18 protein-coding genes are annotated in these 19,713 nt (G+C 61.8%); 8 read left to right on the top strand and 10 right to left on the bottom strand.

Annotation, left to right across the window (positions count from 1 at the left end):
• Positions 1–126: 126 nt before the first annotated feature.
• Entirely contained in the window at positions 127–843 is a 717-nt protein-coding gene (hutC, locus tag ACUTSW_RS05625) for a histidine utilization repressor (RefSeq protein WP_208295248.1), read from the bottom strand.
• Between the two features lie 215 nt (positions 844–1,058).
• On the opposite strand from hutC, the gene ACUTSW_RS05620 reads away from it, so the two are divergent.
• The 8 genes from ACUTSW_RS05620 (at position 1,059) to ACUTSW_RS05585 (ending at position 9,462) form a co-directional block, all read left to right on the top strand.
• Entirely contained in the window at positions 1,059–2,429 is a 1,371-nt protein-coding gene (locus ACUTSW_RS05620; protein WP_445583901.1) for a formimidoylglutamate deiminase, read from the top strand.
• Positions 2,429–2,992, top strand: coding sequence for a HutD/Ves family protein (locus ACUTSW_RS05615; RefSeq protein WP_445583900.1), 564 nt, complete (start codon positions 2,429–2,431; stop codon positions 2,990–2,992). The genes ACUTSW_RS05620 and ACUTSW_RS05615 overlap by 1 nt, the downstream gene beginning before the upstream one ends.
• 230 nt (positions 2,993–3,222) lie before the next feature.
• Positions 3,223–4,209, top strand: a complete 987-nt coding sequence (locus tag ACUTSW_RS05610) for an ABC transporter substrate-binding protein (RefSeq protein ID WP_445583899.1) — start codon at positions 3,223–3,225, stop codon at positions 4,207–4,209.
• Positions 4,210–4,220: 11 nt separating this feature from the next.
• Complete coding sequence (locus ACUTSW_RS05605; RefSeq protein ID WP_434462925.1) at positions 4,221–5,084, top strand: ABC transporter permease; 864 nt, start codon at positions 4,221–4,223, stop codon at positions 5,082–5,084.
• Positions 5,081–5,863, top strand: coding sequence for an ABC transporter ATP-binding protein (locus ACUTSW_RS05600; RefSeq protein ID WP_062870587.1), 783 nt, complete (start codon positions 5,081–5,083; stop codon positions 5,861–5,863). Before ACUTSW_RS05605 ends, ACUTSW_RS05600 begins: the two co-directional genes overlap by 4 nt.
• Before the next feature lie 89 nt (positions 5,864–5,952).
• Positions 5,953–7,095, top strand: a complete 1,143-nt coding sequence (gene hisC, locus ACUTSW_RS05595) for a histidinol-phosphate transaminase (RefSeq protein WP_445583898.1) — start codon at positions 5,953–5,955, stop codon at positions 7,093–7,095.
• The gene (locus ACUTSW_RS05590; protein WP_445583897.1) at positions 7,095–8,252 is read left to right on the top strand and encodes an alpha-hydroxy acid oxidase; all 1,158 of its coding nucleotides are present in this window, start codon (positions 7,095–7,097) and stop codon (positions 8,250–8,252) included. The genes hisC and ACUTSW_RS05590 overlap by 1 nt, the downstream gene beginning before the upstream one ends.
• Before the next feature lie 208 nt (positions 8,253–8,460).
• Positions 8,461–9,462 carry a LacI family DNA-binding transcriptional regulator gene (locus ACUTSW_RS05585; protein ID WP_445583896.1) on the top strand — a complete coding sequence of 334 codons (1,002 nt, stop codon included), beginning with the start codon at positions 8,461–8,463 and terminating at the stop codon, positions 9,460–9,462.
• 50 nt (positions 9,463–9,512) lie between these two features.
• Here ACUTSW_RS05585 and ACUTSW_RS05580 read toward each other — a convergent pair whose 3' ends face one another.
• The 9 genes from ACUTSW_RS05580 to ACUTSW_RS05540 form a co-directional block, all read right to left on the bottom strand.
• The gene (locus ACUTSW_RS05580) at positions 9,513–10,955 is read right to left on the bottom strand and encodes a glycoside hydrolase family 32 protein (RefSeq protein ID WP_445583895.1); all 1,443 of its coding nucleotides are present in this window, start codon (positions 10,953–10,955) and stop codon (positions 9,513–9,515) included.
• Positions 10,952–12,211: an MFS transporter gene (locus ACUTSW_RS05575; RefSeq protein WP_445583894.1), complete on the bottom strand. Its 1,260-nt coding sequence runs from the start codon at positions 12,209–12,211 to the stop codon at positions 10,952–10,954. Before ACUTSW_RS05575 ends, ACUTSW_RS05580 begins: the two co-directional genes overlap by 4 nt.
• A 196-nt stretch (positions 12,212–12,407) precedes the next feature.
• On the bottom strand, positions 12,408–13,190 hold the full coding sequence (locus tag ACUTSW_RS05570; RefSeq protein WP_445583893.1) for an SDR family NAD(P)-dependent oxidoreductase: 783 nt from the start codon (positions 13,188–13,190) through the stop codon (positions 12,408–12,410).
• Between the two features lie 9 nt (positions 13,191–13,199).
• Complete coding sequence (locus tag ACUTSW_RS05565) at positions 13,200–14,189, bottom strand: zinc-dependent alcohol dehydrogenase (protein WP_445583892.1); 990 nt, start codon at positions 14,187–14,189, stop codon at positions 13,200–13,202.
• A complete protein-coding gene (locus ACUTSW_RS05560) occupies positions 14,186–15,520 on the bottom strand; it encodes a hypothetical protein (RefSeq protein ID WP_445583891.1) in 1,335 nt (444 codons plus the stop codon). The genes ACUTSW_RS05565 and ACUTSW_RS05560 overlap by 4 nt, the downstream gene beginning before the upstream one ends.
• Positions 15,521–15,538: 18 nt before the next feature.
• Positions 15,539–16,867 (bottom strand): histidinol dehydrogenase, encoded by a 1,329-nt coding sequence (gene hisD, locus ACUTSW_RS05555; RefSeq protein ID WP_062870595.1) that lies wholly within the window; start codon positions 16,865–16,867, stop codon positions 15,539–15,541.
• A gap of 10 nt (positions 16,868–16,877) precedes the next feature.
• Positions 16,878–17,648, bottom strand: a complete 771-nt coding sequence (locus tag ACUTSW_RS05550) for an ABC transporter ATP-binding protein (protein WP_004943452.1) — start codon at positions 17,646–17,648, stop codon at positions 16,878–16,880.
• A complete protein-coding gene (locus ACUTSW_RS05545) occupies positions 17,648–18,520 on the bottom strand; it encodes an ABC transporter permease (RefSeq protein ID WP_445583890.1) in 873 nt (290 codons plus the stop codon). Before ACUTSW_RS05545 ends, ACUTSW_RS05550 begins: the two co-directional genes overlap by 1 nt.
• A 62-nt stretch (positions 18,521–18,582) precedes the next feature.
• The gene (locus tag ACUTSW_RS05540; protein ID WP_445583889.1) at positions 18,583–19,584 is read right to left on the bottom strand and encodes an ABC transporter substrate-binding protein; all 1,002 of its coding nucleotides are present in this window, start codon (positions 19,582–19,584) and stop codon (positions 18,583–18,585) included.
• Between the last annotated feature and the right edge of the window lie 129 nt (positions 19,585–19,713).

The following is a 19,713-nucleotide window of genomic DNA, read 5'->3' as shown; positions in this document are numbered from 1 at the left end:
GTTGTATATACAATTAAAAACAACCTAGCGCATTCACCGGTTTGTCACAAGAGGCGGGGTAAAAATTTGTTATCGGGATGTGATCGCGGAGGGAGGACGGGTGCAAAGGCTGCACCCGCGGGGGAATTAAACGTCGCTGGTGAAACGGCCGAACAGCTGATAGCGGCTGCCGGGATACAGCAGGCGCGCCGAGGTGACCACGTTTTTGCCGGACCAGGTGCGGCGGTGAATCAACAGACCCGGTTCGTGATCTTCCAGTTGCAGCAGGTCGCGCTCCTGGCGGGTCGGCACTACCGCTTCCACGATGTGCTCGCCGGCGGTCAGCGGGGCGGCCTGCGTCAGGTAGATATACGGCGTCACGCGGTCGAAATCCTGCTTCATGTAATCGGGTGCGACCACCGGATTGACGCAGCGGTCTTCAACCTGCACCGGCAGGTCGTTTTCGTAATGCACGATCTGCGAATAGAACAGCTGCTGGCCGGGTTGAATACCCAGCGCGAGCGCTTCTTCTTCACTGGCCGGGCGCGCCTTCAACTGCAGGATCTTGCTGCTGTGGCGATGGCCGCGGGCGGCGATTTCGTCGGCGATGTTATGCACTTCCAGCAGCGCGGTATGCGCTTTGGCCTCGGCGACGAAGGTGCCGACGCCTTGCATGCGGATCAGGAAGCCTTCGCTGGTCAGCTCGCGCAGCGCGCGGTTGATGGTCATGCGGCTGACGCCCAGTTCCGCCACCAGTTCACTTTCAGAGGGCACGCGCTGGTGCGGCAGCCAGTGGCCCGCACGGATTTGGTTTACGATCGCCTGCTTGACCCGTTGGTAGATCGGGGCGGGGGTATCGCTCATTGCAGCAGCCAGTTGTAACAGGGTCTGTTGATCCACCACGACGTTAACCTCGTCAAATAAAAAAATAATAACACCAGTTTACTGTTGATGTCGGCGTATGTATATGTATATACAACTAGGGGCCGGTTCGCCACAGCAATGCGATGGGCCTGTGCATTTTCGGATGCGTGATTCTCGCGCGTTATTAGCCGTTACATTAACAGTGGAATACTGCCATGCCTGCTTATTTTGCCTCACGCGCTCTGCTCCCTGAGGGGTGGGCGCATAACGTCCGTCTGGACGTCGATGCGCACGGTCACCTGGCTCAGGTGATTGCCGATTCAGATCCCGAAGGCTGCATTCGCCTGCACGGCGATGTGGTGCCGGGCATGCCGAACCTGCATTCCCACGCCTTCCAGCGTGCGATGGCCGGGCTGGCAGAGGTCGCGGGCAACCCGCAGGACAGTTTCTGGACCTGGCGCGATCTGATGTATCGCCTGGTACAGCGGCTGACTCCGGAGCAGGTGGAAGTTATCGCCCGACAACTGTATATCGAAATGCTCAAGGGGGGATATACCCAGGTTGCCGAGTTCCACTATCTGCATCATGGCGCCGACGGCAATCCTTACGCCGATCGCGGCGAAATGACCGGCCGGCTCAGCCAGGCGGCGCAACAGGCCGGGATCGGCATGACCTTGCTGCCGGTGTTGTACAGCTACGCCGGTTTTGGCGCCCAGCCCGCCCAGCCGGGGCAGAAACGTTTTATTCAGGATGCGGACAGCTACCTGCAACAGCAGCAGGTGATTGCCCGCCAAGTGGCGGACCAACCGCTGCAAAATCAAGGCCTGTGCTTCCATTCCCTGCGTGCGGTGGAACTGAGCCAGATGCAGCAAATCCTGGCGGCGTCGGACAGCGCCTTGCCGGTGCATATTCATATCGCCGAGCAGCAAAAAGAGGTCAACGATTGCCTGGCCTGGAGCGGTCAACGCCCTGTGGCCTGGCTGTATGAGCATATGCCGGTGGACTCGCGTTGGTGCTTGGTGCACGCCACCCATCTCGATCGCGCAGAGCTGGAGCAACTGGCGCGTAGCCAGGCGGTGGCCGGCCTGTGCCTGACCACCGAGGCCAACCTGGGCGATGGCATTTTCCCCGGTGACGCCTATCTGGACCATCAGGGGCGTTGGGGCATAGGTTCCGACAGCCACGTGTCGCTCAACGTAGTGGAAGAACTGCGCTGGTTCGAATACGGCCAACGGCTGCGAGATCAGCGCCGTAACCGCCTGACCACGCCACAACAACCGGCGGTAGCGGACGTGCTGTACCAGCAGGCATTGCAGGGCGGTGCGCAGGCCTGCGGCGCGCCAATCGGCCGTTTGCAGAGCGGCTACCGCGCCGACTGGCTGGTACTGGATGGCGACGATCCTTATCTGGCCGCCGCGCCCGATGCCTCGATCCTCAACCGCTGGCTGTTCGCCGGCGGCAAAGAGCAAATCCGCGACGTTTTCGTCGGTGGCCGTCAGGTGATCGAGCAGGGGCGTCACGCGTTGCAACAGCAAAGCAGCGCGGAATTCCTGCAAGTACTGAAAACTTTCCAGCAGGAGGCGTGATGAGCCTGACCCGTTTTGATTTCGATTCCCTGCCGGTGACGCCCTGGCGCAACGGCGGCGGCGAAACCCGTGAGATCGCCTGCTGGCCTGCGGGGGCGCAAGACTTTGACTGGCGCGCCAGCATCGCCACCATCGCGCAGGACGGCCCGTTTTCGGCATTTGACGGCATCGACCGCTCGATTACCCTGCTGGAGGGCGACGGCGTGCATTTGTTCAGCGCCGGGCACATCGATCACCGACTGTCGCAGATTGGCGAGCCGTTTGCCTTTTCCGGCGACGTGGCGTTGAATGCCACGCTGCTGGGCGGCGCCAGCCAGGATTTCAACATCATGACCCGGCGCGGGCGCTGGGCGGCCAACGTGCAGCGTATTACCGCCGGCGTGGCATTGCCGACAGCCCACGCCGGTGTGCTGTATGTATTGCAAGGAACCTGGTCACTGGCGGGCGGCGTCACGCTGGCTGCACGCGAGGGCGGCTGGTGGCCGGCCGAACATCACGGCGGGCAGTTGACGCCGCTGGCGAAAGAGAGCCTGGCCCTGTGGGCCGATATTCACCCGGTTTAATCCGCTCATCCGGCAGGCGGCGCTCTTGCTCCAATTAGGTGCGCCGCCTGCGCCATCATGATTCACCCGCACCCGGCATCGCCTTCCTGAAACCCGTTTCTCCGCCTCCCACGCTGCTTGCGCGTTTGGCACAGTCTTTGCTCCTGTCACATCGCTTGTATAGACAAGACTATACAGAGCCTTTCTGGCGCCCGCGGTGGGGCGTTTTATCGGCAAGACAGGAGCACAGCATGAGCAAGGGTTTTTCCGTGAAAACGGCAATGGGGACACTTTCGATCCTGGCAGCAGCGACAGGATTTTGCGGTTTGACGGCAACGGCGGCGCAGGCGGCCGATACGCCGGTGGCGATTGGCATCTCCGGCTGGACCGGCTTTGCCCCGTTAACGCTGGCGGACAAGGCCGGGATTTTCAAAAAACATGGCCTGGATGTCGATCTGAAAATGATCCCGCAAAAAGACCGCCATCTGGCGATCGCTTCCGGTGCGGTGCAGTGCGCCGCCACCACGGTGGAAACCTATGTTGCCTGGAACGCCAACGGCGTGCCGATCACGCAAATCGTGCAGTTGGACAAATCCTACGGGGCCGACGGGTTGGCGGTGCGCAACGGTATCAGCAGCGTGGCGCAGTTGAAGGGCAAGACGGTGGGCGTCGATGCGCCCGGCACCGCCTCCTATTTTGCGCTGGCGTGGATCCTCGACAAAAACCATATGACGCTGAAAGACGTCAAGCTGGCCACCTTGTCACCGCAGGCGGCGGCGCAGGCTTTCAATGCCGGGCAGAACGACGCGGCGATGACTTACGAGCCTTACCTGTCGGCGGTCCGCGACAACCCCAAGCAGGGCAAAATCCTGGCCACCACGCTGGATTACCCGATGGTGATGGATACGCTGGGCTGCACGCCGGACTGGCTGAAGAAAAACCCGCAGGCGGCGAAAGCGCTGGTGGAGAGCTATTTCGACGCGCTGGAGATGATCAAGGCGCAACCGGATAAATCTTACGAAATCATGGGCGCGGCGGTGAAGTCCAGCGGCAAGCAGTTTGCCCAGTCCGCCGGCTACCTGCGTTGGCAGGATCGCGAGCAGAACCGCAAGTTCTTCAATGGCGAAATCGCCGATTTCAGCAAAGAGGCCGCAGCGTTGCTGCTGGAAATGCGGGTGATCCGCAAGCTGCCGGACATCGGCACGCTGTATGACGCCAGCTACGTAAACCAGCCATGAAGGAGTCCGAAATGAATTCACCCCTCAGTTCGGTTGCGGAACTGGAACGGGAGCCTGCGGCGCTGCCGCCCGCCAAACCGCACTGGCATAACCCGATGATGGTGCCGTTGCGGCCGGTCACCGGCAGGCTGCGCGGCTTTCTCGGCCTGGCTTTCTTTGTGCTGTTTGTGGCGCTGTGGGGGCTGGTGACTTTCACCGGCCTGGTGTCGCCGACGTTTCTGGCCGATCCGCTCACCATGCTGCGCGAAGGCGTACTGTTGTTCACCGAGTACGATTTCTCGCTGGATATCGGCATGACGGTATTCCGGGTGCTGAGCGGCTTCTTGCTGGCGGCGGCCATTGCGGTGCCGCTCGGCATCATGATGGGTTCGTACAAGCTGGTGGAGGCGTTTCTTGAACCCTTCGTCTCGTTTTGCCGCTATTTGCCGGCATCGGCGTTTGTGCCGCTGTTGATCCTGTGGGCCGGCATCGGCGAAATGCAAAAAATTCTGGTGATCTTTATCGGGTCGTTCTTCCAGATTGTGCTGATGGTAGCGGTGACCGTCGGCGCCGCTCGGCGCGATCTGGTGGAGGCGGCCTATACCCTGGGGGCTTCCAACCGCAGCGTGGTGCGAAGGGTGCTGATCCCCGGTGCGGCCCCGGAGATTGCCGAACTGCTGCGTCTGGTGCTCGGCTGGGCCTGGACCTACGTGATTGTCGCCGAACTGATCGGCTCTTCCAGCGGCATCGGCCACATGATTGTCGACAGCCAGGCGCTGTTGAACACCGGGCAGATTATCTTCGGCATTATCGTCATCGGCTGTATCGGTCTGCTGTCCGATTTGCTGTTCAAGGCGGCTAACAAACGCCTGTTTATCTGGAGTTCTCTGCGATGAAAGCCGACAAACTCAACGTCAGAAAGGTATCGCGGATCTTTACCGGGCCGCATGGCGAGCAGACGCAGGCGCTGCTGCCGGTCGATTACCAGGTGCAGGAGAATGATTTCATCACCATTCTCGGGCCTTCCGGCTGCGGCAAATCGACGCTGCTGCGCATCATTGCCGGGCTGGACAGCCCGACGCAGGGGGAAGTGTGGCTGGATGGTCAGCGGGTAGAGGGGCCGGGCGCCGATCGCGGCATGGTATTCCAGAGCTATACGCTGTTCCCGTGGCTCACGGTGGAGCAGAACATCCGTTTTGGCCTGCAGGAACGCGGTATAGGTGCGGCACAGCAGAAAGAGCGCAGCGACTATTTCATCAACAAGGTCGGGTTGCGCGGCTTTGAACGGCATTTCCCGCGCCAGCTTTCCGGCGGCATGCAGCAGCGTACCGCCATCGCCCGCGCGCTGGCCAACGATCCGAAAATCCTGCTGATGGACGAACCTTTCGGCGCGCTGGATAACCAGACGCGGGTGATGATGCAAGAGCTGTTGCTGAATATCTGGGAGGCCTCGCGCAAGACGGTGCTGTTTGTCACGCACGACATCGATGAGGCGATTTTCATGGCCAACAAGGTGGCGATTTTCAGCGCGCGGCCGGGGCGGATCAAAACCGAAGTGCCGGTCAACTTCCCGCATCCGCGCGATTACACCCTGAAAACGTCACCGGAGTTTATGGCCATCAAGGCGCAGGTCACCGAAGAGATCCGCAGCGAAACGCTGCAAAGCCTGCACTGAGCTTCCGCCAGGCCATAGTCCTTCCTGCCGATCTGGAAGGGGGGGTATGCGCTTTTTGACTTTACCGATACTCAACCCACGAGGTGAGGATGCAAGCCATTTCTTCCGCAGCACAGGCGGTGCGCCGCCTGGCGCGCCAACAGGCGAGTTCGCTGGGCGCCTATAACGCCGGATTATCCAGCGAGGCGGTGCGCAATCGTTACGGTGTCACTGAAATTACCCGTCTGGCGAGCAACGAAAACCCGCTTGGCGCCAGCCCTTTGGTGCAACAGGCGCTGAGCGATTTGGCTCAGCATAGCGGCATTTACCCTGACCCAAACAGCCAGGCGCTGCGGGCGGAAATCGCCGCGCTGACCGGCATTGCGCCGCAGCAGGTGGTGATTGGCAACGGGTCTGAAAACATTCTGGAAATGCTGTGTCTGGCGTTTATTAATCCGGGTGATCGGGTGGTGACCCTGCTGCCGTCGTTTGGGTTGCATGAAATCTACCCGCGCATGATGGGGGCGGAGGTGACGCTGGTGGCGGTCAATCAGGCGCTGGAGTTCGATCTGGCCGCCTGGCGGCTGGCATTGCAACGGCCGGCCAAGATGGTGGTATTCAGCAACCCGTCGAACCCGGTCGGGTGCATGCTCGGGCGTGATGACTTTTTGCAATTGATCGCCGCAGTGCCGCAAGACTGCCTGCTGGTGATCGACGAGGCGTATTACGAATACTGCGCCAACCAGGCGGATTACCCGGACAGCCTGGCGCTATTACCGTTACAGGACCGCCCGTGGATTGTGCTGCGCACCTGCTCCAAAGCTTACGGGCTGGCCGGGCTGCGCGTCGGTTACGGTCTGGCCTGCGATGCCGAGTTGGTGGCGCTGCTGGACCGGGTGCGTACGCCGTTCAACATTAACCGGGCGGCGCAAAATGCGGCGTTGGCGGCATTGCGCGATCGGCAACATGTGGCCGACAGCGTCGCCTGGGTCAGTGAGGCGCGTGCGGCGATGGCGGCGGCGTTGTGTGCGCTGGAGTTGCAGGTGGCGCCCTCCAGCGCCAACTTCCTGTTCTTTGATTGCGGCTACCCGAGCGTGCAGATCGCCGAAGCGTTGCTGGCGCACGGCATCATCGTCAAACCCTGGCGCGAAGCCGGTTATCAGCGGTTCATCCGGGTTTCGATCGGCAGCGCGGCGGATAACCGGCGTTTCCTCCATGCGTTGCGACAGGTGCTGGCGGAGGCGGCGCGCTGATGAGCGGGGCGATACTCAACGTGGCGGATTTACAGCGTGCGGCGCGGTGTTATCTGCCGCGTTTCGCTTACCGTTACCTGGCGGGCGGCGCGGAAGACGAACACACGCTGCGCGGTAACCGGGTGGCGTTCGGCCAATGGCAGTTTGTGCCGCCGGTACTGCGTGACGCCAGCCGCCGCACGCTCAACATTCGGCTTTGGCAGCAGGAACTGGCGGCGCCGCTGCTGATTGCGCCCACCGGCTACAACGGCATGCTGCGCTATCAGGCGGATCTGATGCTGGCGCGCAGCGCCCGGGCGTTCGGCATTCCCTATATTCAGAGCACGGTGTCGACCGCCTCGTTGGAGGAGATTGCCGCCGACGGCCAGGGGCTGCACTGGTTCCAGCTGTATGTGCTGCGCGATCGACAGGTTACCGCCGGGCTGTTGCAACGCGCTCTGGCCGCGGGCTGCAACACCCTGGTGCTGTCGGTGGATGCGGTGCATTTCGGCAACCGCGAGCGCGATCGGCGCAGTTACCGGCGGCCAATGAAACTCTCCCTCGCCAGCCTGTGCGACGTGGCGCTGCACCCTCGCTGGTTGTGGCATACCTTGCGCCCGGCGGGCATGCCCGGTTTCGGCAATCTGCAACCCTATTTGCCGGCGGAGCAGCAGCGGGGCCTGAGCGGGGCCGCTTATTTCGCCCGCGAGATGGACGCCGCGCTGAACTGGCAAACGCTGGATTGGGTACGGCAATGCTGGCCGGGCAAGCTGCTGGTGAAGGGCATTCTGCACCCTCAGGATGCCCGTCAGGCGCTTGATGCCGGGGCGGATGGCATCGTGCTGTCCAACCACGGCGGCCGCCAGCTCGACGGCAGCGTTGCTCCCATCAGCCTGTTGCCGGCGGTGCGTGCTGCCTGTGGGCCGACGGCGACGATCCTGATCGACAGCGGCTTTCGGCGCGGCACCGACGTGGTGAAAGCGTTGGCGCTGGGTGCCAATGCCGTGTTGCTCGGCCGCCCGTTATTGTACGGCGTGGCGCTGGCCGGGCAGGCAGGCGCGACTCAGGCGCTGCGGATTTTCAGCGAAGAAATCGACCGCACGTTGGCGCAACTGGGCTGTTGCAGCGTGCAGGAGTTGGGGCCGCACTTGCTGCGGCCGGTGAATGACCGAGGATAAGGCACCCGAGGTGGCTTTAGCGAAAATCGCTTCCCCGGCGCGCATGGTGCTCGGCGGTTGCAGCGTCGGAGAGGGCCAATATGTCGCTGAACCCGGTTGGCGCGAGCTATGCAGCAGGTGCATGATCTGGCAGCAGGTGCGCAAGGGGTAGAGTCCGGCGTTAAGTTGTGGGATTATTTGGTTTTCTATCCTACACAGAGAAGGGCGCATGGCCTCGCTGAAAGACGTTGCAAAACTTGCCGGGGTGTCGCTGATGACAGTTTCCCGTGCCATCAACGAGCCAGGCAAACTGCGGCCAGATACCTACCAGCGCGTCAAGCTGGCGATTGATCAACTGGATTACGTGCCCGATCTCTCTGCCCGGCGCATTCGCGGCGACAGCAGCCGGGTGCAGACGCTCGGCGTGCTGGCGCTGGACACTGCCACCACGCCGTTCTCGGTGGAAATGATCCTGTCGATCGAAAAGACCGCGCGCGAACACGGTTGGAACAGCTTTGTCGTCAACCTGTTCGCCGACGACAGCGCCGAACACACCATAGATTTGCTGCTGGCGCACCGGCCGGATGGGGTGATTTTCACCACCATGGGGCTGCGACAGGTCACGGTGCCGCCCAAGTTACTGGATAAAAGGCTGGTGCTGGCCAACTGCGTCAGCCAGGGAAACAGCGTTGCCAGCTACATTCCGGATGACGAACAGGGCCAGTACGACGCCATACGCGCGTTGATCGCCAAAGGCTACCGGGCGCCGCTGTGCATTCATCTGCCGGAAAATACGCTGGCGGCCGGGCTGCGCCGTCGCGGGTTGGAGCGCGCCTGGCGTGACGCGGGCGGTGACATAGACCAACTCAAGCAATATCACCTTGACTTGAGCGACGGCGATGAGCGCTACCGCGATTGCGTGGCCTTGCTGGAACGGCATTTCGCACCGGGACGGCGCGATTGCGATGTGGTGGTGTGCGGCAACGATCGGGTGGCGTTTATGGTGTATCAGGTGCTGTTGGCTCAGGGCTGGCAGATCCCGCAGCAGGTGGGGGTGTTGGGCTATGACAACATGGTCGGCATCGGTCAACTGTTCCTGCCGCCGTTGACCACGGTGCAACTGCCGCATTACGAACTGGGCCGTCAGGCGGCGTTGCATCTGATTAACCAGCTGGATCACTGCGAGACGGTGAAGGTGGCCTGCCCGCTGTTGCTGCGCGAATCGATGTGAGCGAAACAGGGCACGACAAGCGTGCCCTGCCAGTCAGGCGCCGAGGGCAATCAGGCCCAGATGCTCGCCAGTTCCCACCCCTGTAGCGCTTCAAACTGCGCCTGGCCGCTTTCGGCAAACAGGCTCACGCCGCGCCGGCCATCGGTCGGGTAGATGCGGCTGGTCAGGCAGGCAACGCCCTGATTGACGAACACTTCCAGCGATGAGCGGTCGATAAACACCCTTAGCGACAATGTGTCGCCCGCCGGCAGCGGCACGCTGCGGCAACCGCACAGACCCGGTTCCTCGCTGAAACGCTCCAACACCAGCCTGTGGGCCTGGTTGTCCACGTACAACCGGGCGGCGTCGCCAATGGCGATACCGTAGCGTTCGGCATCGCTGGCGGCCAGATCCAACGACAGCGTCAGCTCTTGCAGGTTTTCCGCCAGAAGCTGGCGTTGGTTGCGCAGTTGCGCTGCGGCAAACGTCTGCGGCAGGCCGCGCAGCGCCGCCAACTCCCGCGCCGGGTTCATCAGCACATCGCCTTCGGCATTCAGCGTCAGTTCGCGGGGCAGGGTGAGCGCACCGGCCCAACCGTGCGCCTTGCTCGGCATCGGCGATTCCCACATGTCCATCCAGGCGAACAGCAGGCGGCGACCGTCGGCGGCGGTGAAAGTTTGCGGCGCATAGAAATCATGCCCGGCGTCCAGCTCGCAGAACGGTTGAGTGACGTTGAAATCGGCGCCCGGCTGCCAGTGACCGAGCAAATAGCCGCTCTGGAAGCGGTTACGGTGGCGGTAACCCTGCGCCGCCAGCCCCTGCGGAGAGAACAGCAGCACCTGTTTTTCGCCGAGTGGGAAGAAATCCGGGCACTCCCACATATAGCCCTGATGCAGAGTCTGCGCGCCGTCCAGCACGCGGTCAAATTGCCAACTGCGCAGATCTTTTGAACGATAAAGCCGTGCCTGCCCGAGGCCGTTTTGTTTGGCGCCGACCACCATCCACCAGCCGTCATTCTCGCGCCAGACCTTGGGATCGCGGAAATGCTGAATGCCTTCCGGCGGCGCCAGCACCGGCCCATGTTTGACGAAATGTACGCCGTCCTCGCTGGTGGCCAGGCACTGTACCTCGCGCACCTGATCGTCATCGCCCACTTTGTCCAGCCAGACGTGGCCGGTGTAGATCAGCGTCAGCACGCCGTTATCGTCCACTGCGCAGCCGGAGAAACAGCCGTCTTTGTCGTAGTCGTCGCCGGGTGCCAGGGCTATCGGCTGGTGCTGCCAGTGCGCCAGATCCCGGCTGATGGCATGGCCCCAGTGCATCGGCCCCCAGTTTTCGTCGTAGGGGTGGTGCTGATAGAACGCATGATAAACGCCGTTAATGTACACCAGCCCATTGGGATCGTTGATCCAGCCGGCGGCAGGCGCCAGATGAAACTGCGGGTAGTAATCGTCCTGACGCTGTGCGCGCAGGGTTTCGACCGCATGGTCGGCTTGAGCTAAGGCATTGTTCATTGGATTGGCTCACTTGATTTTATCGTGGATTGAAATTGAGGTGCGCGGGCGGGAGTCTCGCCGCGCAGCAGGAAGCAGGAAACCAGCGTGGTACCGGCGACGGCGCAGCCCATCAGCAAATAGGTGTCGGCAAAGCCGATGCGGTCGTAGCCGAGACCGGCCAGCGGTGCCAGAATGCCGGCGACGATCTGGCTGATAAACTGGAAGCCCACCAGGTACAGCGTGGAGGACAGGCGGCTGTCAAAGCGGGTGGTGATGTATTTGAACATGGCTACCAGCAGAATCGGCAGCTCCACGGCATGCAGCAGTTTCATGGCGGAAATCATCAGCGCGCCGTTGGCGAAGCCGGAGCCGAACATGCGAAACGCCATCACGCTGCTGGCCAGCAACAGGCTTTGCTTGATACCGATACGGTTGACCAGCAGCGGTGCCAGGAACATGCCGCCGGCCTCCAGAAACACTTGCAGCGAGTTAAGGAAACCGTACATGCGGTTGCCTTCCTCGTGGGTCGCGAATTGCGAAGCGAAGTACACCGGGAACTGCTGGTCGAAGACGCCGTAGATGCTGGTGCCGAGCACGAACACCACCAACGCCCAGAACCCTGGCAGGCGCAGCAACACCAAGGCGTCCTGCAACTTCAGGTTTTCCGGTTTGCCGTATTCGAGCCCGGCCATGGCGTTGGGTTTCAGCTCTCGCACCTGCCACAGCAACAGCAGGAATACCGCCGCCGAGGCCGAGGCAATCCAGAAATTGATGTTCGGGTTGATGTTATAGATAAAGCCGGCAAAGAAGGTGGCGCTGGCCCAGCCCAGCGAGCCCCACATACGCGCCCGGCCGAACTCGAAGCCGACGATGCGGCTGACGCGCTCGGTATAAGATTCCAGCGCGCCAATGCCGGCGTTGAACGCCAGGCTGACGAACAGGCCGCCAACCAGTGCGCCGGCCACCAGATTGGTTTGCAGCAGCGGGGCATAAACATAGATAAAGAACGGCCCGGTGAGCAACAGCAGCACACCGACGAACAGCAGCAGATGCTTACGCAACCCGAGTTTGTCCTGAACAAACCCGTACAGCGGCTGCACGCACAGCGCCATGATCGACATGGCCGAGAAGATCAGGCCGGTTTCGGTGCCTTTCAGGCCGATTTTCTGGTTTAGCCAGATGGAGATCAGTGAAAAGCTGGCCGACCAGGTAAAGAAGAAGAAAAACAACAGGCCGCTTAGAAGCACATAATATTTTTTTGTTTCGCGGTTCATGTGAGATGCCCTGATGGATGATGTCAGTCTTATTGTTAACGTTAACCTTTGGCCAAATAAAGCCACCAACGTCAGGGATTGCGATGTTAATCACAAAAGTTAACGTTAACATATTTGCGTTGTGATCGTCATCACTGGATGGATGCAAGGCGCCGGAGAGGGCGGGGTCAGGATATCGCCCCGCGCCTGCGTTTATTCAGATACTGGCCAGATAGCCGCCGTCGACATACAGGATCTGGCCGGTGATGTAGGATGCCGCCGGGCCTGCGAGGAAAATGGCCGCGCCGGTAAGGTCGCTCAGCTTGCCAAAGCGGCCTAGCGGGATTTTATTCTGCATTGACTCGCGCCAACCGTTGTCCTGGTAAAACACCTCGGTCATCGCGGTCTGAAAATAGCCTGGTCCGATGCCGTTGACCCGGATCCCGTGGGTAGCCCATTCGCTGGCCAGCGCACGCGTCATGCCCGCGAGCCCTGATTTTGACGCGCCGTAGGCGGTAGCCCCCGGCACGCCGACTTCGCTGGTCAATGAGCACAGGTTGATGATGCTGCCGCTGCCCTGTTTGACCATCAGGCGCGCCGCCGCCTGCGCGCAGAAGAAAGCGCCTTTCAGGTTGGTGCCGACGATGCTGTCCCACAACGTTTCATCCACCTCCAGCGACGGGCACAGGCGTTCGATACCGGCGTTGTTGATCAGGATATCCAGCGGTTTGCCCGCCAGCGTGGCGAAGGCGGTTTCAATCGACGCCGGGTCCTGAACATCCAACAGCAGCATTTCCGGGTGTTCTCCCCAGTTATTCAGCTGTTGCACCACCTCTTGCAGCGCGGCGCGTTGTCGTCCGGCGACGATCACTTGCGCACCGGCCTGCGCCAGCCCGATCGCCAGCGCCTGTCCAATCCCCCGCGTAGCGCCGGTGATCAGGGCACGCTTGCCGAGCAGTGAAAAGGGGGCCAGGCCTGGCGGTAAATAGGTGTTTTGCATAAATTCTCCTCAGGGAACCACCAGGGTTTTCAGCGCTCCGACGCGCCCCGCCAGCAATTGCCGATAGGTATCCGGCAATGCGTCGAGAGGGATCGGCCGGGATATCCAGTGCGCCAGTTCGCCGGCCAACTGCGGCAACAGACTGATGGCGCTGCGTTGCTCATCGGCGAACACGCTGCAACCGATTAGCGAAATCTCGCGCTCCACCAGCCTATTGGCATCGATTGCCGCCTGCCCATGAAACAGACCAACCATGGCAATGCGGCCGCCTGGGGTGACGAGGTTAATCAGTTGATTCAATACCCCGGTAACGCCGGTGGCCTCCACCGCGTAGGCTGCCGCCAGCGGTAAGTCGTGATCCAGCTCCACCGCCTGTAACGGCAGCACCTGGCTGAGCTTTGTCAGCCGCAGCGGGTTGGGCTCCGCCACCAGCAGCGGGCAGCCGCGCAGATGATGCAATAACAAGGCGACCAACCCGCCTATGGTGCCGCCACCGGCGATCAACACCGGTTCTCCGGGGGGCGGGTTCAACTGATTCACCACCCGCAGCGCCACGCCAAGCGGCTCGCTCAGGGCGGCAATCGCCGCCGGCAGGGTATCCGGTACCCGCAGCAGCCGTGAGGCCGGCAACTGCACCTGTTCGGCAAAGCCGCCGTCGCAGACTTCGCCGACAAAACCCAGCGAACGGCACAGGTTGTGACGCCCGCTTTGGCAGGCGGCACAGTGGCCGCAACCGACGCGTGAGTCGGCCACCACCCGGTCGCCAACGGCAAAGCGGCTTACCGCACTGCCGATCGCCAGCACTTCGCCGCAGAACTCATGACCGGGGGTGACCGGCAGAGGACCGATCCATTGCCCGGTGCGGAAGTTATGCAGGTCGGAACCGCAAATACCGGCGGCCAGCACCCGCAGGCGTACCGCATCGTCGGGCAGGGCGGACGGCGGGGCGATGTCTTCGATGCGCAGGTCGCCTACGCCATAAAAACGTGCGGCTTTCATACTTCACCGCCGAACTGCGGATCGATGGCGGTGAACCAGCGGCTGGCCACGTCCTTGCCGTCGACGGGGTCGCTGCCCAGCATCATGGCGATGGCAAATCCTAGCGCCGAGCTTTCCGGCGTATGGCCGCTGCCGCCGCCGGCGCGCAGATCGAGCACCAGCGTCGGGCAGCAGAACAGCGCCAGCCGCATCAACCGCCGCCAGTTATGCGGCAACCAGCCGCGCGTCGTCAGTTCGCTGAGCAATGGCCGCCAGTACAGCGCACCTTTGTCCTGCAGGAAGGCGGCGCGCAATGGCGTCAACTGCCAGTCATGCTCGACGATCAGCCGTTGCCCCTCCAGCCGGGCTGCCACCCGGTAATGCGTCGCGCAGCGCTGCGGTTCGTACAGCCAGAACGGGTGAGCGAAAATATTGTGGAAAGTCGCTTTGATCTCCGCCAGCAGCGCCGGGATATTGCGCCCGGCGAAGGCCGGATCGAAACTGACCAACTGCGGCGGCGGGCGATCGGTTTCGTACCATACGTTGGCGTTGTGCGCGTCGCCGTGGGCGATCACCACGCCGTGCTGCGCCAGTTCGGCCGGGGCCAACAGTTCACCGGCCTGCAACAGCAGTTCACCCAGCGTATGGCGATAGCGCACGCCGTTGATTTCCCACTGGAGGTCTTGCAATTGCGCCCAGCTCAACGCTTGCTGCGCCAGTTGGAAGGTTTTGCCTACGTAGAACTGCGCCACCCGGCCGCCCAATCCCGGTGTGGCACCAGGGCTGACCAACCGGTGATGAAACAGCTGGTGGATCGGCTCGCGCGCCACCGCCGCAGGCTGGCCGATTTTCAGCGTCGGCAGCGTCATCCGCAGGATCTCCGCATCGGCACGGTGCTGGGCATCGACCACCGGGGCCATCTGCGGCCAGCTCTGTTGCAGTTCGATTTCGCGGCACACGTCGGCCAGCCGCCGGTCGTGGCGCAACCGGTACAGCAGGATCTGCCGCCCCGGCTCGCCGCAGGCATACAGCGGCACATCGACGCGAAAACCGTTGTTGCGCAGCAGCTCGGCGTTGTAATACTCCTCGATGGTGTGGTCTTCGCCTTCCTCGTGGTGATATTTAAAGAACAGGCCGCGGCCGTCGGCCAATTGCAACTGGCCGTTCAGCGAGTTCAGGCTGTACTGATCGCGGTTGATGCTCAACTCGCCCACCGCCACTCCGGTGATCTCCAGCACCAGTTGGCGCAGTTTGTCCGCCGCCTGCCGCCATTCGCCGGCGTGGGTCAGCGCTCTGGCCTGCGCCGCCAAGGGTTCGCCTCGGGCGGTGCGGGGAATAGGATTATCGGTCATCGTAACCTCACTGCCTGTTCAGGACTGACGATCGAGCAGGGTTTTACGCAGCGGTGACACCGCCAGCGCGTGTGCGGGGAAGCCTTCATACAGGGCAAACCCGTGCGCCTTTTCCGCCAACGCGTCGTAGCCGCTGCGGGTGACATAACCCACCGAAATACGCTTCATGTAGTCGAATACCGACAGCGGCCCGGCCACTTTGGCGGCGCCATTGGTCGGCAGCACCGCATTGGGGCCGAGCACAAAGTTGCCTAACGTCACCGGGGTGTAATTGCCCAGCAGGATTTCACCGGCGTTGCGAATTTGGCCCATCACCGCCAGCGGCTCTTCCGCCAGGATCTCCAGGTGCTCCGGTGCGTAGCCGTTAACAAAGGCTACTGCGGCGGCGAAGTCCTGCGTCAGCACCACACCGCCGTGGGCACCGCACAGCACGCTTTGCGAGAAGCCGGCGCGTTTCTCGTCAAGCTGCGCCCAGTAACCCGGCAGTGCGGCGATCGCCTGTTCGGCTACCCGGCGGCTGGAGGTCACCAGCCAGGCGGAGGAGTCCGGGCCATGTTCCGATTCAATGATCAAGTCCAACGCCGCCAGTGCACCGTTGGCGCTGTCATCGGCCAAAATAATACTTTCGCTGGGGCCGGCCGGCACGCCGGGATCGATCAACTGCGCCAACTGGCGTTTGGCGGCCACCACCCAGGGGCTGCCGGGGCCGACGATCTTCAGGCACTTTGGCACCGTCTCAGTGCCATAAGCCACTGCCGCTACCCCTTGCGCGCCGCCGCACTTGTAAATTTCGCGGATGCCGACCAACTGCGCCGCCACCAGCGTGGCATCATCGACTCTGCCATCCGGGCCAGGCGGGGTGATCACCACCGGCCGGGGTACGCCGGCCACCAGCGCCGGGATCGCCGTCATCAGCAGCACGCTGGGGAACGAACCTTTGCCGCGCGGCACATAGCAGGCCACGGAATCGATCGGCAGGTGGCGATCGCCGGCAAAAGCGCCGGGCTGCATCTCTTTCAACCACATTTCTTCCGGTTTCTGCGCTTCATGAAACGCACGGATATTGCCGGCGGCATAGGCGATAGCGGCGGTGACGGCGGGATCCAGCCGCGCCATGGCGTCGTCGAACTCGCTTTGTTCGACGCGAATCGACATGCGCTCGGCCTGTACGCCATCGAATTCCCGTGCGAAGCGCTGTAGCGCGGCATCGCCTTCACTGCGTACCGCCGCGATAATCGGCTGCACCCGTTCGATAAAGAACGACAAGTCGGCTTCGGTGCGTTGGAACAGGGCTTCCGGCAATTGCCGGCTGTGGCTGAGATCGTGAAAGGTCACTGTGTGCGACATGGGGATGCTCCTAAGCTAATTCGTGTTGGGAAGCCTGTTCCCGGATAGATTTCAGAACCTGACGTTGCAGATCGATATAGCGTGCGTCACCGCTCACTTCTTCGCTGCGCGGGCGCGGCAGATCGACCTGAAAGGTGGTATTGATTTTGCCCGGCCCCATCACCACGATGCGGTCCGACAGGTACACCGCCTCTTCGATATCGTGGGTGACAAACATCACCGTCAGGCGATGGGTTTCCCAGATGCGGGTCAGCAACAGCTGCATCTGGTGGCGCGTCATGGCGTCGAGCGCGCCGAAGGGTTCATCCATCAGCAGGATTTTCGGCCGGTAGGACAGCGCACGGGCAATCGCCACCCGCTGTTTCATGCCGCCTGACAGTTCGTTGGGATAGGCATCGGCGAATTCGGTCAGCTTGACCAGCGCCAGGTGGTCGCCGGCGATGTCACGGCATTCGCCGCGGCCATAGCCCGCCGCCTTCAGGGCGAATTCAATATTCTGGCGGGCGGTCAGCCACGGCAGCAGGGTATAAGACTGAAACACCACGCCGCGATCGATGCCCGGCCCACGAATGTCCACGCCGTCAACGCGCACGCTGCCGCTGTCGAAATCCTCCAGCCCGGCGGCGATCGACAGCAGGGTGCTTTTGCCGCAGCCGGAACTGCCGACCACAGAGACAAACTCGTTGTCGTGCAGCGTCAGATCGATGTCATGCAATACCTGACGCGATCGCTTACCGACCTGAAAGCTTTTGTTCAGACCGTTTAGGGTTAGGGTCGCCATTATTTACGCCTCGCGTTGTAGCGGAACAACACGCGCTCGGCGGCGCGCATCAGTTGATCGGTGATCAGCCCAAGCAGCCCCAGCAGCAGGATGTAGCCGATAATGGTGTCGGTCTGGAAAAAGCGCTGCGACACCACGATGCGGTAGCCCAGCCCTGAGGTGGAGGCCACCAGCTCCGCCAGCACCAGCCAGGTCCAGGCCCAACCGAGGCTGATGCGCAACGCATCCCAGATGCCCGGCAGCGCGCTGGGTAGCACGATCTTGAACAGGATATTGCGGTCCGGCATGCCGAGCGTGCGTCCCAGGCCGACAAAATCCCCCGGCACGCGCTTTACGGTGTCGATCACCATCAGCACCTGTTGAAAGAAGGTGCCGATCCAGATGATCAGGAATTTCTGCACGTCATCGGTGCCGGTCCACAAAATGGTCAGCGGCACAAAGGCCACCACCGGCATATAGCGGACAAAATCCACCAGCGGTTCGGTGACCGCTTTGAAAAAACCGTAACAGCCGGCCAATACGCCGATGACAATGGACATCATCGACGAAATCAGGAAGGCCACCGAGATGCGGTACAGGCTGCTGCGAATATCGCTCCACAGCGTGCCGTCCTGCGCCAGGCTGACCATGCGGCGCCATACGCCGTCCAGCGTGGGCATAAAGATCGCCGGTACCGCGCCGCTGCGGGTTGCCAGCCACCAGCTCAGCAGCAGCAGCGCGAACACGGCCATGGCGATGGCGACGAACAGCCCGCGCGACGGCGTTTTGCCGATCACCATCAGCCCAAGCGGCTTGCGCCTGCGCCGCCCTGGCGGTGGGGCGTTGTTCAGATGCGTGCGCGCGTTAGGCGCATCCAGTTTTATCGAACTCATCGGGTCTTTCCTCTGATGGGGCGTTGCGCCGGTCATAAATCGCCGGCCGGCGCTAATCCGGCTTACAGACCGTTAACGAATCGCGCGTCGATGAGATTTTCCGGCGTGACCGGTTTGCTCACCAGCTTGGCTTCTGTGGCCGCTTTCAGCACGTGGGCGAAGGTGTGTTTGGCGAAGTGCTCGCTCAGGACCTGCTTGTTTTCCGCCAGCGAGTAGTACTTCACGCCGTCAAACGCGCTGGCCAGATCGGCCGGGCTGGCGCCAACCTGTTTGGCGATGATTGCCCGGTCCGCCGCAGTGTTGTGTTGATAATGCCGTAACGCGGCATCCCAGCTTTTAATCATGGCGGCGACCTGGCCCGGCCTGGACTTGATCACCTCGTCGCGTACCACCAGCACGTCGCTGATCAGGCCCGGATCGGACTCGCCGCTGTACAGCATTTTTACGTCGGCATCCTGTTTCTTCGCCATGCTCAGGTAAGGTTCGTAGGTGACGGCGGCGCTGACGCGTTTGGCGATCAGCGCACTGCCTGCGGCGTCGGCTGGCATCGGCACTGGCACTATGTCACTCCATTTCATTCCGGCGGAGGCGAGGGCGCTGTGCAGCAGGATGTCGCTGGTGGTGCCTTCTTCGTATGCCACCTGTTTGCCTTTCAGATCGCTCAGCGTTTTGATGCCTGGGCCGACAATCAACGCGTCGGCGGTTTGGCTTTGATCAAGCAGCAGCACGATTTTGACCGGCAGACCGGCGGACACCATGCCCATAGCGGTGTGGGTGGCGATATTGGCGGCATCGATCTGGCCGCTGGCCAGTGCGGCGTTGATGTCTTTATCTTCGGCGAAGTTGATGATATCCACCTTGTCCAGCCCCTGTTGTTTGAACAGCTCAAGGCTATTGGCTACGTGCCACTGGCCGTAGCCCAACCAGGGCTCAATGCCCATTTTGAAGGTGCCGGCCTCCGGCTTGACCAGAGGTGTCTCGGCGGCGAATGCCGGGGCGGCAAGCATGCTGAGGCAGCAGGCGGTGGCGAGCATTTTTTGCAGCGTTTTTATGGGTTGCTTCATGGGGGAACCTCGTCTTTCGCACTGGTGAGTAATAGTGATGTCCGTGTCGGTAATGTCCGTCCATGTATATACAAGGCGGAGCAAGTTAAGGGCCAACTGCGAATAGTGGCGGGAATTATTTTTCAACTT

This window comes from Serratia sp. TSA_198.1 (assembly GCF_052686505.1).
Note: the sequence above shows the minus strand (reverse complement) of the source record. Positions and strands in the feature narration are given on the sequence as shown.